The sequence below is a fragment of the Pseudomonas sp. BN606 genome, assembly GCF_029873115.1.
Taxonomy (GTDB): Bacteria; Pseudomonadota; Gammaproteobacteria; order Pseudomonadales; family Pseudomonadaceae; genus Metapseudomonas.
Map to the genome: position 1 here is coordinate 120,747 of NZ_SSOF01000078.1, position 13,646 is coordinate 134,392.

The 13,646-nt window shown below is 64.5% G+C and carries 11 protein-coding genes; all 11 read right to left on the minus strand.

Translation table 11 applies throughout. The features are described from left to right. Positions 1-178: 178 nt before the first annotated feature. Positions 179-2,323: a methyl-accepting chemotaxis protein gene (locus tag E8E75_RS20920; RefSeq protein WP_120651445.1), complete on the minus strand. Its 2,145-nt coding sequence runs from the start codon at positions 2,321-2,323 to the stop codon at positions 179-181. A gap of 47 nt (positions 2,324-2,370) precedes the next feature. Continuing rightward, a complete protein-coding gene (locus E8E75_RS20925; RefSeq protein ID WP_153920298.1) occupies positions 2,371-3,696 on the minus strand; it encodes a hypothetical protein in 1,326 nt (441 codons plus the stop codon). 316 nt (positions 3,697-4,012) lie between these two features. Beyond that, positions 4,013-6,073, minus strand: a complete 2,061-nt coding sequence (gene paaZ / locus E8E75_RS20930) for a phenylacetic acid degradation bifunctional protein PaaZ (RefSeq protein ID WP_153920300.1) — start codon at positions 6,071-6,073, stop codon at positions 4,013-4,015. Positions 6,074-6,195: 122 nt separating this feature from the next. Further along, a complete protein-coding gene (locus E8E75_RS20935; RefSeq protein ID WP_153920302.1) occupies positions 6,196-7,431 on the minus strand; it encodes an OprD family porin in 1,236 nt (411 codons plus the stop codon). A gap of 33 nt (positions 7,432-7,464) precedes the next feature. After that, positions 7,465-9,111: a cation acetate symporter gene (locus E8E75_RS20940; RefSeq protein WP_280359738.1), complete on the minus strand. Its 1,647-nt coding sequence runs from the start codon at positions 9,109-9,111 to the stop codon at positions 7,465-7,467. After that, complete coding sequence (locus E8E75_RS20945; protein WP_120651440.1) at positions 9,108-9,416, minus strand: DUF485 domain-containing protein; 309 nt, start codon at positions 9,414-9,416, stop codon at positions 9,108-9,110. Before E8E75_RS20945 ends, E8E75_RS20940 begins: the two co-directional genes overlap by 4 nt. 178 nt (positions 9,417-9,594) lie before the next feature. Beyond that, positions 9,595-10,671, minus strand: coding sequence for a 1,2-phenylacetyl-CoA epoxidase subunit PaaE (paaE, locus tag E8E75_RS20950; RefSeq protein WP_153920304.1), 1,077 nt, complete (start codon positions 10,669-10,671; stop codon positions 9,595-9,597). Positions 10,672-10,697: 26 nt separating this feature from the next. Continuing rightward, positions 10,698-11,231 carry a 1,2-phenylacetyl-CoA epoxidase subunit PaaD gene (gene paaD, locus E8E75_RS20955; RefSeq protein WP_120651438.1) on the minus strand — a complete coding sequence of 178 codons (534 nt, stop codon included), beginning with the start codon at positions 11,229-11,231 and terminating at the stop codon, positions 10,698-10,700. Further along, on the minus strand, positions 11,218-11,979 hold the full coding sequence (gene paaC, locus E8E75_RS20960; RefSeq protein WP_120651437.1) for a 1,2-phenylacetyl-CoA epoxidase subunit PaaC: 762 nt from the start codon (positions 11,977-11,979) through the stop codon (positions 11,218-11,220). Before paaC ends, paaD begins: the two co-directional genes overlap by 14 nt. 10 nt (positions 11,980-11,989) lie before the next feature. Beyond that, on the minus strand, positions 11,990-12,271 hold the full coding sequence (paaB, locus tag E8E75_RS20965) for a 1,2-phenylacetyl-CoA epoxidase subunit PaaB (RefSeq protein ID WP_016493150.1): 282 nt from the start codon (positions 12,269-12,271) through the stop codon (positions 11,990-11,992). Positions 12,272-12,293: 22 nt separating this feature from the next. Beyond that, positions 12,294-13,286 carry a 1,2-phenylacetyl-CoA epoxidase subunit PaaA gene (gene paaA / locus E8E75_RS20970; protein ID WP_120651436.1) on the minus strand — a complete coding sequence of 331 codons (993 nt, stop codon included), beginning with the start codon at positions 13,284-13,286 and terminating at the stop codon, positions 12,294-12,296. Positions 13,287-13,646 lie beyond the last annotated feature (360 nt).

A 13,646-nucleotide genomic window follows, 5' to 3' on the forward strand; every position in this document is an offset into this window, starting at 1 on the left:
AGACTTCTGCGTGCAGGGAGGTTTTCTTCCATGACGCGGCCCGGCTATGGCGCGGTCACACCCACGCAGAAGTTGTGACAGGAGCCACCGACCAGTCGGGGCGGGTAACCCTTCAGGCCGGTGGCGACGGGGAGTGGCGGCGAAGCCGCCTGATGACGCTCCTGAGTCTTGTGGACCCCTAGGCGCGAAACTGCTGCATCAGCCCCTGCTGATGGTTGGCCAGTTCGTTGAGCTGGCGACTGACCTGGGCCGACTGCTCGGCCTGGCCGGACAGCGATTCGGTCACGTCGCGGATGGCCTCGACGTTGCGATTGATCTCATCTGCGACGCTGCTTTGTTCTTCGGCGGCACTGGCGATCTGCAGGTTCATCTCGGTGATCAGGTTGACGGCGTCGCTGATGCGCTCCAACGCGGTCACTGCCTGCTGCACCTGGCTTACGTTCTCCTGGGCCAGGCCGTGGCTGCCCTGCATCGCTTGGGTTACGTCACGGGTGCCGTTCTGCAGGTTGTCGATCACCTGGCGGATCTCTTCCACGGAGTCCTGGGTGCGTCGCGCCAGGCTGCGCACCTCATCGGCCACCACGGCGAAACCGCGCCCGGCGTCACCGGCACGTGCCGCCTCGATGGCGGCGTTCAAGGCGAGCAGGTTGGTCTGCCCGGCGATGGAGAGGATCACCTCCAGCACCGAGCCGATCTGCTCGCTGCTCTGGGCCAGCGTCTGGAGCTGAGCCATGGCCTCGCTCATGTCCCGCGCCTGGGCGTGAATGGCGCTGGTTGTGCGGGTGATCACCTCCAGGCCCTCACGGCTGGCCTGGTCGGCGTTGCGCGCGGCATCGGCGGCCTGGGCCGCGCTTTGTGCCGATGCATTGGCCGTGGCGGACATCTCGTGAAGGGCGGTGGCCACCTGGTCGATCTCGCGGAACTGCTGCTGCATGCCTTCGCTTGTCTGGCGGGCGATAAGTGCGGACTGGTCGGCGGTGTCGCGGGCGTCGCGAACCGAACCCTGGACCTTGGCGATCACCGGTTGCAGCTTGTCGAGGAAGCGATTGAAGGCGAGCGCCAGGCGACCCAATTCGTCACGCCGGGCGTAGGTCAGGCGGCGGGTGAGGTCACCTTCACCTTCAGCGATGTCCTCCAGCATGCCAGCCAGGCGCAGCAGCGGGCGGGTCACGCCGCGGGCGGCCAGCCAGATCATGGCGACCCCCAGCAGGGCTGCCACTGAGCCGAGGATGAACTCCAGCGCCGAGCTTTGCAGGCGCTCGTCATCCATCTGCACTTTCAGCGCTTCGGCGGGAGCCAGCAGCACCCGCTGCGGCACGCCCAGCAACACGCCCCACGGCTTGGCGCCGGCGATGGGGGAGAGGGGCTCGAGCACGCTGATCTGCCCCTTGTCGATGAACGCGTGGGGCTTGCTGCGGCCGAGGAAATCCAGGACTTCGGTGGCCTGGTCCGGCAGCACTGCCTGCAGACGCTTGCCGAGTTGGCCTGCATCCTCGCTGTGGCCGGCGACCACGCCCGACGGGCTGACGATGCTGATGTGGCCGTTGCCCTCGTAGAGCTCGCGACTGCTGGCCGCTGCATCCTGTTGCAGGCTGTCGAGGCTGATGTCGAGGCCGATCACGGCCAGCACCTTGCCGTTCTCCAGCAACGGAAAAGCGATGCTGGTGACCAGTTTGCGGGCGCCCGAGGACTCGTCGAAATACGGCTCCAGCAAGCACAGCTGCCCACTGTCGCGCGGGCAGGTGAAGAAAGCGTTGAAGGGTGCGCCGCTGGGGCCGGGGGAGGTATCCGCCAGCAGTTTCTCATCGCCCGGTACGGCTTGCAGCTCGCCCGGTTTCGCTTGCAGCCAGTACAACGCGAAGCGACCGGCATCGTTGCTGCCCAGCTCATTGCGGCCGTGGAATTCGGCGTCGCGACCATCCAGTGCATCGGGCTGGAAAATCAGGAACAGGCCGAGCAGCTCGGGGCGTTGCTCGACGGCCTTGCGCAGTTCACCGACCAGTTCGGCGCGCAGCGTTTCTGCGCTGATCTCGCCACGGGTGGCACGCTCGCGCAGGTAAAGCAGGTGTCGCGCCAGGCCGAGGCCATATTCGTGGGTGCGGGTGAAGCTGCGCTGGATCTGCAGGGCCTGGACCTTGCCCTGGGCCTGCAGATTGAGGCGTGCCGCCTTGGCCAACATGCGCCCGCTGGAATCCTTGACCCGCTCGGTGCTGGCGCGAGTCTGGTAGAGCGACAGGCCGACCAGCAGCCCCACCACCAGGATCAGGCAGAGGCTCGCTAGCAGGGTGATCTTGCTTTGGATGCTGAGGCTGGGGCTGGTCATGGGCGCGGTCGCCTGGGGAAACCGGGGCGCTGCCGCCCCGGATTGGTTCAGAAGATGGTGACAAACACCAGTTGGCTGTAGAGGTTGCTGTCGTTGCCGCCGAGCTGAGTGCCGCCTTCGTCCGCGCTGCGGTCAGGCTTGTAGAGGCCGACCACCGGCATGACGATCAGGTTTTCAGTCACCGCCCATTCGGCGTAGAGGTCCACCTCGCGGCCATCGAAGTTGCCGAGGTCGCGGTCCAGGGTGTTGAAGTCGAACCACAGCGCGCCAAGGCTCAGGTTCTCCAGCGGCGTCACCTTGAAGGCAACGTGATGAACCTGGGTGTTGGAGTTGAACGGGCCGGCATAGTTACCCGCCACCTCGCCCTGGAACCAGGTGCCGTAGCCACGGCTGAAGCCGGTGAACAGTGGGTCGTAACCTTCCGAGAAGCGGCTGTAGCGGTAGTTCACGCTCGGGCTCCAGGCCACATCGGAGAAGGTCCAGCCGGCTTCCAGGTACCAGGCGTCCTCGTCGTCGACGTTCTTCTTGTCCTGCCAGGCGTACTCGCCGGAGAGGAACAGGTTCTCTACGCCGGCATTGCCCTGGCCGCGCACGCTGTAGGTCTTCATGCCGTCGCGTTCGGCCTGGAAGGGCGAGGCGAACTCTTCATCGATATCGCGGATATCGATGGCGGTCAGGCCCAGGGTACCGGCCTCGGATACGTGCTCCAGGTTGCCCACCAGCAGTTCGGGCTTGGCCTGGGCGCGGTTGTCGGACTTGAGCCACATCAGGTCGCCGCGCAGGCCATCCTTGCCGCCGAGACGCAGTATGGCGGTCTGGTCGAATGCCTTGCGTGCCGCCAGCCAGTACGCGCCGCCACGGTTGAATTCGCCGTCGGCAAGGCCCTTGCCGAGGTTGAGGGCATCGCCATTGATGAGGAAACCGTCGCCGATCATGATGTTCTGGCGGCCGAAGGAGAAGTCCACACCGCCTTCGCCCAGAGCCTCGAACAACAGGCCGGAGCGCCAGCCGAGATAGGCATCTTCGATCTTGGTGGTGCGCTCGGAGCCATCAGTGAAGCCAGCCGCGTCGCCGTCACCCCAGGTGCCGGAGCTGAGCATGTTGAAGGCGCCATAGCTGGTGCCGGCCCCTGCCAGACCCTGGTCGAAGCTGATGCCGTACTTGGCATAGCCCTCGCGCCAGGACGACGACCCCTCGCTCTTCGAGCCAGCGATGGCGTAGTTTTCCTGGCTGTGGAAGAAGCCGTACACGGCCTCCAGGGTGGCGTTCAGGTGAGTGTCTTCGTCGGCGTAGAGCTCATAGGCACCCGCCTGGGTAGCGGCACCCACCAGCAGCGCCAGGGTGGAAAGTCGGAACAGGTTTGACCGGGACATGGCAAGGCTTCCTTCTTCTTGGTATTGGCAGCGGAGCGTTTCTGCGACCGGATACTAAGGAGTTGCCGTGCACTGGCCTTGTGCCTGCTTGCCAAGGGCTTGAGGCTGCGTGCCAGAATCGGCGTGGACCGCCGGCGTGGCGCTTGTTGTGGGGGCGAATTCATTCGCCAAGGGCGGCGCAGCTGCCCCGCTGGCTTGGACTGGCGGACCTGCGGTCCGCTTGGCGATTGAAATCGCCCCTGCAGAAAGCGAATCGTCCGAGCAGGCAAAAAAAACCGGCCCTAAGGCCGGTCGTAAACTCACGCAGCGACTCGGTTCATGCAGCTTCCGGGCGCTTCAGCACCAGGGTCAGGATGTCGTAGCTGGCCACCAGCTCGCCGTTCTGGTTGGTGACCTCCACATCCCACGCCACCACGCCTTGCGGCTCGCCCTTGGGGCTCTTCTTGCCCTGGTCGATCTTGCGCTTGCAGGTCAGGCGCGCCTGGATGGTGTCGCCGATGCCCACCGGGGTGATGAATCGCAGGCTGTCCAAACCGTAGTTGGCCAGCACCGGGCCAGGGGCCGGGGAGACGAACAGGCCGGCGGCGGCGGAGAGCACGAAATAGCCGTGGGCGATGCGCTTGCCGAACTGGGATTCCTTGGCGGCCAGCTCGTCGAAGTGCATGTAGAAGTGGTCGCCCGACAGGCAGCCGAAGTTGACGATGTCGGCTTCGGTGACGGTGCGACGGTGGGTCAGCAGGGATTCGCCGATTTGCAGTTCATCGAAGTAGCGACGGAACGGGTGTACTTCGGTTTCGACCACCTTGGCGCCACGTACGTATTCGCCGGTGACGGCGGCCAGCATGGTGGGCGAACCCTGGACGGCGGCGCGTTGCAGGTAGTGCTTCACTGCGCGCAGGCCGCCAAGTTCCTCACCGCCGCCGGCACGGCCGGGGCCGCCGTGCTTGAGCACCGGCAGCGGCGAACCGTGGCCGGTGGATTCGGCGGCGGATTCGCGGTCGAGGATGTGCAGGCGACCGTGCAAGGCGGCAGCTTGCGGTACCACATGGGCAGCGACGAGTGGGTCCTTGGTGACCAGGCTGGCCACCAGGCTGCCCTTGCCACGGGCGGCCAGGGCGATGGCTTCGTCGATGTCGTCGTAGGCCATCAGGGTGCTCACCGGGCCGAACGCCTCGATGTCGTGGGCGCCGCCTTCGGCGTGCGGATCACGAGCGCGCAGCAGGGTGGGCGCGAAGAAGGCGCCTTCGTTCACGCCTTCACCGCGCGGGGCGAAGCCGTCGCGGGCACCGAACAGCAAGTCGCTGCTGGCCAGCAGGGCGTCCAGGCGCTCGGCCACGTCGGCCTGCTGGGCATGGGACGCCAGCGCGCCCATCTTCACGCCCTCTACGGCGGGGTCGCCGATCACGACCTTGGACAGACGCTCGCGCAGACGCTCGGCTACGGCGTCGATGTGCTTGGCGGGGACGATGGCACGGCGAATGGCGGTGCACTTCTGGCCAGCCTTCACCGTCATCTCGCGGGCGACTTCCTTGACGAAGAGGTCGAACTCCGGATCGTCAGGGGTGATTTCCGGAGCGAGGATGGCGCAGTTGAGCGAGTCCGCTTCGGCATTGAAGGGGATGGAGTTGCGAATCAGGTTGGCATTCACGCGCAGCTTGGCGGCGGTGTCGGCCGAGCCGGTGAAGGTCACCACGTCCTGGCCTTGCAGGCGGTCCAGCAAGTCGCCGGTGCTGCCAATGATCAGCTGCAGGCTGCCTTCGGGAAGCAAGCCGGATTCATTCATCAGGCGCACGGCGGCTTCGGTCAGGTAGCTGGTGGCGGTAGCGGGTTTGACGATGCAGGGCATGCCGGCGAGGAAGCTCGGGGCGAACTTCTCCAGCATTCCCCAGATCGGGAAGTTGAATGCGTTGATGTGCACGGCCAGGCCGCCGCGCGGCACCAGGATGTGGGTGCCGGCGAAGGTGCCCTGCTTGCCCAGCGGCATTGCCGGGCCTTCATGGACGATGTTGCCGGACGGCAGTTCGCGAGCGCCGACACCGGCGTAGCTGAACAGGGTGGAGGCCCCACCCTCGATGTCGATCCAGCTGTCGGCACGGGTAGCGCCGCTGTGGCGCGACAGCGCGTAGAGCTGTTCCTTGTGCTCGGTCAGGTACAGCGCCAGGGCCTTGAGGCGCGCCGCGCGCTGTTGGAAATCGAGGGCCATGAGGCTGGCGATACCGCGTTTGCGGCCATGTTCGATGGCTTCGGAGAAGTCCAGGGATTCCTCGTGGGCGCGGGCGATCGTGCTGCCGTCGATGGCACTGCGCAGTGCCTGGGCGCCTTGCTGGCCGATCCAGCGACCGCCGATGAAGCTTTGCAGCGTGGGGGCGTTACTCATGAGGATTTCTCCGTGAGGGGGACGGAGCGATGGGCTCCGATGTGGGTTTCGTTTGCAGGAGCGAGCTTGCTCGCGAATCGCAGCTATCCGCGAGCAAGCTCGCTCCTACGGTTTCGGGTGCCTTACCAGAGGGCCAGGGTGTAGCCGAGGATCAGGCGGTTTTCATCGATATCGGTGGTCAGGCCATTGCCGGACCTGAAGGTGACATTGCGCCAGCGCAGGCTGAGGCCCTTCGCAGGGCCGCTCTGGATGACGTAGGCGAGGTCGCTGTCGCGTTCCCATTCCTCACCGTCGTCGCCGGTCGCGGTCTTGACGTTGCTGCCGTCGACATAGCGGGTCATGAACGTCAGCCCCGGGATGCCGAGAGCGGCGAAGTCGTAGTCGTAACGCAGTTGCCAGGCATCTTCCTCGGCGCGGGTGAAGGTGTTGAAGGTCACCAGGTTGACCACATACGGGTCGCCGCCATTGAGGAAGGGGAAGGCGCTGTCGCCGGACATGCGCTGGAAGGCTGCACTGATCCGGTGGGCGCCCTTGCCCAGGCTGAACATGCCATTGAAGTTGCGGTTGTCGATTTCACCGGCGCGCTCTACGCCATCGCCGCGGCTGTCGAAGTAGCGGATGTCGCTCTTCAGGTTGAAGCCGCCTGGCAATGGCATGGTGTGCACCAGGCCGACGAACTGCTGGCGATAGATATCGTCCAGCAGGCCGTAGTAGTAGCTGAGCGCCAGTTGCGGGTTGATGGCGTAGCTGCCGCCGGCGAAGTCGAAGGCGTCGCTGGTGGCGGCACCAAAGCCGATGTCGTCGCGGCCGGAGGAGTCGCGCAGGTTGGTACGGGTCAGGCGGCCGCTGTTGAAGGTCAGGCCGGCCAGCTCCTGGCTGGTCAGCATGCCGCCCTGGAAGGTGGAGGAAAGCAGGCGGGTGTCGTTATAGGTGGCCACCGGCAGCAGCGGCTGCAGGGTGCCCAGGCGCAACACGCTTTTCGAAGCGCGCAGCTTGGCGGTCAGACCCAGCTCGCTGTAATCATCCACCGGCTCTTTCGTTACCGGGTCGAACGGCAGCAAGCCAGTGCCGCGTCGGTCGCGGCTGGAATCCAGTTTCACACCCAGTTCGCCGATGGCATCGAGGCCGACGCCGACCGTGCCCTCGGTGAAGCCGGATTCGAGGCGCGCGGTAAAGCCCTGGCCCCATTCTTCGGCCTTGGACTGTGCGGCACCGTCCTGGCGGAAGTCGCGATTGATGTAGTGGTTGCGCAGCTCCAGGCTGCCCTTGCTGTCTTCGATGAAACCCGCCAGCGCCGAGGTGGCAAAGGGCAGGGTGAGCGCCGCAAGGAGCGGCGCAGTGGTACGGCTTTGGGTCATTGTTCTTGTATCCATCGTCCGGTTGTTCAGGGCTCAGTGGCGGCTGGCGGCGGCTGCGCCGATACCGGTCATGGAGCGGATGAACTGGGCCAGGTAACGACCACGTTCTTCCTTGGCGCGCTCGGAGGCATCGGTCACCGAGAGCAGCCAGGCACTGAAGAAGGCCAGGCCCATGGAGAACAGCGCCGGGTTGGAATACGGGAACAACGCCTTGTCGTGATGCAGCACGTTGACCCAGACAGCGGGGCTCAGCACCAGCAGGACGATGGCGGACATCAGGCCAGCCACGCTGCCGGCAACGGCGCCACGGGTGGTCAGGCCTTTCCAGAACATGGAGAGGAACAGCACCGGGAAGTTGACCGAGGCGGCGATGGCCAGCACCAGGCCGGAGAGGAAGGCGATGTTCTGCGATTCGAACAGCAGGCCGAGGATTACCGCCAGAACGCCAATGCAGAGGGTGGCGATGCGCGACACGCGCATTTCTTCACGCTCGCTGGCCTTGCCCTTGCGGATCACGCAGGCGTACAGGTCGTGGGAAACCGCCGAGGCGCCGGAAAGGGCCAGTCCGGCAACCACCGCCAGGATGGTGGCGAAGCCCACGGCGGAGATGAAGCCGAGGAACAGGCTGCCGCCGACGGCGTGGGACAGGTGCACGGCTACCATGTTGCCGCCGCCGATTATGGTGCCAGCTGCGTCGCGGAACTCGGGATTTGTACCGACCATGACGATGGAACCGAAGCCGACCACGATCAGCAGCAGGTAGAAGTAGCCGATGAAACCGGTGGCGTAGAACACCGATTTGCGGGCTTCCTTGGCGTCGCTCACTGTGAAGAAGCGCATCAGGATGTGCGGCAGGCCGGCGGTGCCGAACATCATGCCCAGCCCCAGGGAAATGGCGTCGATGGGGTTCGACAGCAACCCGCCCGGCGCCATGATGGCCGTGCCCTTGGCATGGACCGAGGCGGCGGCGGAGAACATGGCTTCGGTGCTGAAGCCGAAGTGCTTGAGCACCATGAAGGCCATGAAGGTGGTGCCGGAGAGCAGCAACACGGCCTTGATGATCTGAACCCAGGTGGTGGCCAGCATGCCGCCGAAGGTCACGTAGCAGACCATCAGCACGCCCACCAGCATCACTGCCTGGGAGTACGAAAGACCGAACAGCAACTCGATCAGCTTGCCGGCGCCGACCATCTGCGCCACCAGGTACATCAGCGCCACGGTCAGGGTGCCGAAGGCTGCGGTGATGCGAATCGGGCTTTGCTCAAGGCGATAGGACACCACGTCGGCGAAGGTGTACTTACCGAGGTTGCGCAGGCGTTCGGCGATCAGGAACAGGATGATCGGCCATCCGGCGAGCACGCCCAGGGCGTACAACAGGCCGTCGTAGCCGTTCATGAACATCATGGCGGAGATGCCGAGGAACGATGCCGCGCTGATCATGTCGCCAGCGATGGCCAGGCCGTTCTGGAAACCGGTGAGGCCGCCTCCGGCGGTGTAGAAGTCGGCGGCCGAGCGGGTGCGCAGGGCGGCCCAGCGGGTGATGCCGAGAGTGAAGAGCACGAACGCCAGGAACATGTAGATGGCGTTCCAGTTCAGCGGGCGGGCTGCGGCGTCGGCTGCAAAGGCGCCTTGGGAGGCCGCGAGGCCGGCAATGAGCAGCAGGGAGGCGAGCGCTTTCATTGGCCGCACTCCTGCTTGAGCTTGTCGTTCAGCGGGTCGAGGACGCTGTTGGTGCGCTTCACATAGATGCCTGTGAGCGCGAAGGAAAGCAGGATGATGACCACGCCCACCAGCATACCCACGCTGGTAACGCCGCCATTGAGGGACTGGCCGAGCACGCCGGGTGCGAAGGCCACCAGCAGCACGAAGCCGTAGTAGATCACCAGCATGGCAGCGGTCAGGGACCAGGTCAGGCGCTGCTTGCGGCGGACCAGCTGGATGAAGTCCGGGTTCTCCCGGATGCGATCGAGGTCTTGCGGGGTCATGGTTGCTCTCTCTTTTTGTGATTGTCGAGGCGCCCATTCAACGGCCGACGGCAAGGCTGCTTGTGTTGAACGGGGTAACGCGGGTACTGCTTTTCTAGTTTTTTTTTAGGAGCCAGCTTGCTGGCGAACGGTTTCTGCCAAACAGCTTCGCGAGCAAGCTCGCTCCTACGGGTGTTGCTTACAGCTGGTCGAAGTCGAGGACTACTTTTTCGCTGATCGGGAAGGTCTGGCAGGACAACACGTAACCAGCGGCCACTTCGTAGTCCTCCAGGGCGAAGTTGCTGTCCATCTCCACCTCACCCTCGACCACCTTGCACTTGCAGGTGGAGCACACGCCGGCCTTGCAGGAGTAGGGCAGTTCCATACCCTGGGCGTTGCCGGCGTCGAGCACGCTGACGCTGTTGCGCGACAGTTCGAAGGTCATTTCACGGCCATCGGCGATGACGGTGACCTGGCTGACAGCACTGTCGGTGGTGCGGGCGGCTTCACGGGCTTCGCGTTTGGCGTTGCTGCCAGCAGCGGCGAACAGCTCGAAGTGGATGCGCTCGGTGGGCATGCCGTTGGCCTTGAGCTGGTCACGCACCGTCTCGGTCATGGCCTGGGGGCCGCAGATGAAGGCAGCATCCAGGGCCTTGACGTCGATCCAGCGGGAGAACAGCTGGCCGCATTTGTCGGCGTCGATCCTGCCGTTGTAGAGGTCCACGTCCTGCTGCTCGCGGCTGAACACGAAGATCAGGTTGAGGCGCTGCAGGTAGCTGTTCTTCAGGTCTTCCAGCTGCTCGCGGAACAGAGCGGAAGCGCTGGAACGGTTGCCGTAGATCAGCGTGAAGCGGCTGTTCGGCTCGCTTTCCAGGGTGGTCTTGATGATCGACAGGATCGGCGTGATGCCGCTGCCGGCCGCCACTGCCAGGTAGTTGCCGTGGCGCGCGGCATCGAGCTCGACGAAGAAGTGGCCGGAGGGCGGCATCACTTCCAGGCTGTGGCCGGCTTTCAGGCTTTCATTGGCAAAGGCGGAGAAACGGCCGCCGGCCACACGCTTGATCGCCACCCGCAGCTCGCCGTCGTTGACGCCAGTGCAAATGGAGTAGGAACGGCGCACTTCCTCGCCGTCCATCTGGGTGCGCATCACCAGATGCTGGCCCTGGGTGAAGCGGAACGCCTCGGTCAGGTCGGCGGGAATATCGAAGGCGATGGAGACCGCATCGCGGGTTTCCGGGCGGACTTCTTTGATCGTAAGGCTGTGGAACTTGCTCATCTTGGTCGTCTCCGGTGGCAAGCCACTCAGATGCACTTGAAATAGTCGAAGGGCTCGCGGCAATCGATGCAGCGATACAAGGCCTTGCACGCGGTGGAGCCGAACTGGCTGAGCAACTCGGTGTGGGCGCTACCGCACTGCGGGCAGCAGACATCACCGGCGTCGCCCATCAGGCTGCGCTTGCTGGTGCTGCCGGCCGGTGGCGCAATGCCATAGGCACGCAGGCGCTCGCGGCCGTCAGTGCTGATCCAGTCGGTGGTCCAGGCAGGCGTCAGGCGACGCTCCAGCTTCGGTGCGGAAAAACCGGCACCTTCCAGAGCCTGCTCGATGTCCTGCTCGATCACCTCGGTTGCAGGGCAGCCGGAGTAGGTCGGGGTGACGACCACATGCAGGTGACCGTCCTGCCAGTCGAGGCCGCGGACGATGCCGAGGTCGACCACGCTGACCACCGGCACTTCCGGGTCCATCACCTCGCCCAATACCGACCAGGCGCGCGCCAGATCATCTGGCGCGCCGGCCCTGGCGCCACGGTCGCTGGCGATCAGCTCACCAGGACGCATCGGGGTAGGTCCGCTGGAGTATTTGCATTTCTGCCAGCAGCAGGCCGAGGTGCTCGGTGTGCAGGCCCTTGCGACCGGACAGGTAGAAATAGCTGGCCGGCTCCGGCAGGGGCAGGGTGGCGCTGGCGAAGATGTCGGCAACCTTGGACTTCCAGGCTGCGGCGATCTCAGCCGGGTTCGGCGCGATACCAGCCTCGAACAGGCGCTGCTCCACGTCGTCGCCGTTCACCAGTTCGATGGTGAAGCGCCAGATGTCACCGATGGCCGCCAGCATGCGCTCGTGGCTTTCCTCGGTGCCGTCGCCCAGGCGTTCGACCCATTCGCTGGAGCGGCGCAGGTGATAGGTGACTTCCTTCAGTGCCTTGGCGGCGATGCCGGCGACCCGCTCGTCGCTGGACTGCGAGAGGCCATGCAGGACCTGGAAGTGCCAGGCGTCATAGAAGAACTGCTTGGTGATGGTCACGGCATAGTCGCCGTTTGGCTGTTCCACCAGCAGCAGGTTGCGGTAGGCGCGCTCGTCGCGGCGGAAGGCCAGGTGGTCGGCGTCACGGCCGTCGTCCAGCAGCTCCGCAGCGTAATCCAGCCAGTTGCGAGCCTGGCCCACCAGGTCAAGGCCGACATTCATCAGCGCCAGCTCTTCTTCCAGTGCGGGGGCGTGGCCGCACCATTCGCACAGGCGCTGGCCCTGGATCAGGGCGCTGTCGCCGAGGCGCAGCAGGTATTGGATGAGGTCTTCGCGTTCGGTCATGGCAGCGGCCTCACATGTGGCCGACTTCGGCTGGCAGTTCGTAGAAGCTGGCGTGGCGGTAGACCTTGTCCTGGGACGGGTCGAACAGCGGCTCTTTCTCGTCCGGCGAGGAGGCGGTGATCAGCGCGGACGGCACCACCCAGAGGCTCACGCCTTCGTTGCGGCGGGTGTACAGCTCGCGGGCGTTCTCGATGGCCATGCGCGCATCGGCGGCATGCACGCTGCCGACGTGTTTGTGGTTCAGGCCGTGCTTGCTGCGCACGAAGACTTCAAAAAGGGTCCACTCGGACATTTGTTCTTCTCCTCGAGACGACTCAGGCTGCGTCGCGTTTCTGTTGTTGTTTGCGGGCGTGGGCAACTGCGGCTTCGCGGACCCAGGCGCCGTCTTCGATGGCCTTGCGGCGGGTGGCGACGCGTTCGACGTTGCACGGGCCATTACCCTTGAGCACTTCGTAGAACTCTTCCCACTGGATGTCGCCGAAGTCGTAGTGACCGCGTTCCTCGTTCCACTTCAGGTGCGGGTCCGGGGCGGTGCAGCCGAGCAGTTCCAGTTGCGGCACGGTCTGGTCGATGAAGCGCTGGCGCAGCTCGTCGTTGCTCTGGCGCTTGATCTTCCAGGCCATGGACTGGGCGCTGTTGGGGGAGTCGGCGTCGCTCGGTCCGAACATCATCAGCGACGGCCACCAGAGGCGGTTGATGGCGTCCTGGACCATGTCCTTCTGGGCCTGGGTGCCGTGACGCATCATGTGCAGGAGGATTTCGTAGCCCTGGCGCTGGTGGAAGGACTCTTCCTTGCAGATGCGGATCATGGCGCGGGAGTAGGGGCCGTAAGAGGTCCGCTGCAGCACCACCTGGTTGACGATGGCGGCGCCATCCACCAGCCAGCCCACGGCGCCCATATCGGCCCAGCTCAGGGTCGGGTAATTGAAGATGCTGGAGTACTTGGCCTTGCCGCTGTGCAGCTTGGCGATCTCTGCGTCGCGGTCGGCACCCAGGGTTTCCATGGCGCTGTACAGGTAGAGGCCGTGACCGGCTTCGTCCTGGATCTTGGCCATCAGTTGCAGCTTGCGCTTCAGGGTCGGGGCGCGCGTCACCCAGTTGCCTTCGGGCAGCATGCCGACGATCTCGGAGTGGGCGTGCTGGGAAATCTGGCGGATCAGGGTCTGCCGGTAAGCGTCCGGCATCCAGTTCTTCGCCTCGATCTTGATCTCCGCGTCGATCTTCTCCTGGAAGGCGCGTTCTTCGGGGGACATCTCCTCCAGCGCTTTCACGCGCTTCACGCCGGTCTCAACCAATTGTGCGTACATGCCGTTCTCCAGCCATGCAGGGTTCGTGGGGTGGCTTGGCCATGGCGCTATTTTTAAATGATACGAAAACAAATATCAAACACTAAAATGTGTATCGAATATGGTTTTTGTATCGCTTCGCGGAAGGACAAGGGTGGGCTTCAGGCATAAGCCGCCTGGCAGCGATGCGTTATCTGTGGGGGCGAGTTCATTCGCGATAGGTCAGTGATAATGGGCTGGAGTCCCATTCCAGAGCGCGTGCGGCCGATAATCGCGAATGAATTCGCTCCCACAAGGACGAGGTGCGATCCTGTATCAAGTGATGTGATACAGGAAGGATCTAGCTGTTGGTTGTAATGTGATTGGTTGTTGCGCCGGGCG

What these genes read in the sequence shown, in the direction of transcription:
- E8E75_RS20945 (WP_120651440.1), bottom strand. Translation starts at nt 9,416, where the DNA reads ATGACCCCGCAAGACCTCGATCGCATCCGGGAGAACCCGGACTTCATC.
- paaB (WP_016493150.1), bottom strand. Translation starts at nt 12,271, where the DNA reads ATGTCCGAGTGGACCCTTTTTGAAGTCTTCGTGCGCAGCAAGCACGGC.
- paaA (WP_120651436.1), bottom strand. Translation starts at nt 13,286, where the DNA reads ATGTACGCACAATTGGTTGAGACCGGCGTGAAGCGCGTGAAAGCGCTG.
- E8E75_RS20940 (WP_280359738.1), bottom strand. Translation starts at nt 9,111, where the DNA reads ATGAAAGCGCTCGCCTCCCTGCTGCTCATTGCCGGCCTCGCGGCCTCC.
- paaE (WP_153920304.1), bottom strand. Translation starts at nt 10,671, where the DNA reads ATGAGCAAGTTCCACAGCCTTACGATCAAAGAAGTCCGCCCGGAAACC.
- E8E75_RS20920 (WP_120651445.1), bottom strand. Translation starts at nt 2,323, where the DNA reads ATGACCAGCCCCAGCCTCAGCATCCAAAGCAAGATCACCCTGCTAGCG.
- paaC (WP_120651437.1), bottom strand. Translation starts at nt 11,979, where the DNA reads ATGACCGAACGCGAAGACCTCATCCAATACCTGCTGCGCCTCGGCGAC.
- E8E75_RS20925 (WP_153920298.1), bottom strand. Translation starts at nt 3,696, where the DNA reads ATGTCCCGGTCAAACCTGTTCCGACTTTCCACCCTGGCGCTGCTGGTG.
- E8E75_RS20935 (WP_153920302.1), bottom strand. Translation starts at nt 7,431, where the DNA reads ATGACCCAAAGCCGTACCACTGCGCCGCTCCTTGCGGCGCTCACCCTG.
- paaZ (WP_153920300.1), bottom strand. Translation starts at nt 6,073, where the DNA reads ATGAGTAACGCCCCCACGCTGCAAAGCTTCATCGGCGGTCGCTGGATC.
- paaD (WP_120651438.1), bottom strand. Translation starts at nt 11,231, where the DNA reads ATGCGTCCTGGTGAGCTGATCGCCAGCGACCGTGGCGCCAGGGCCGGC.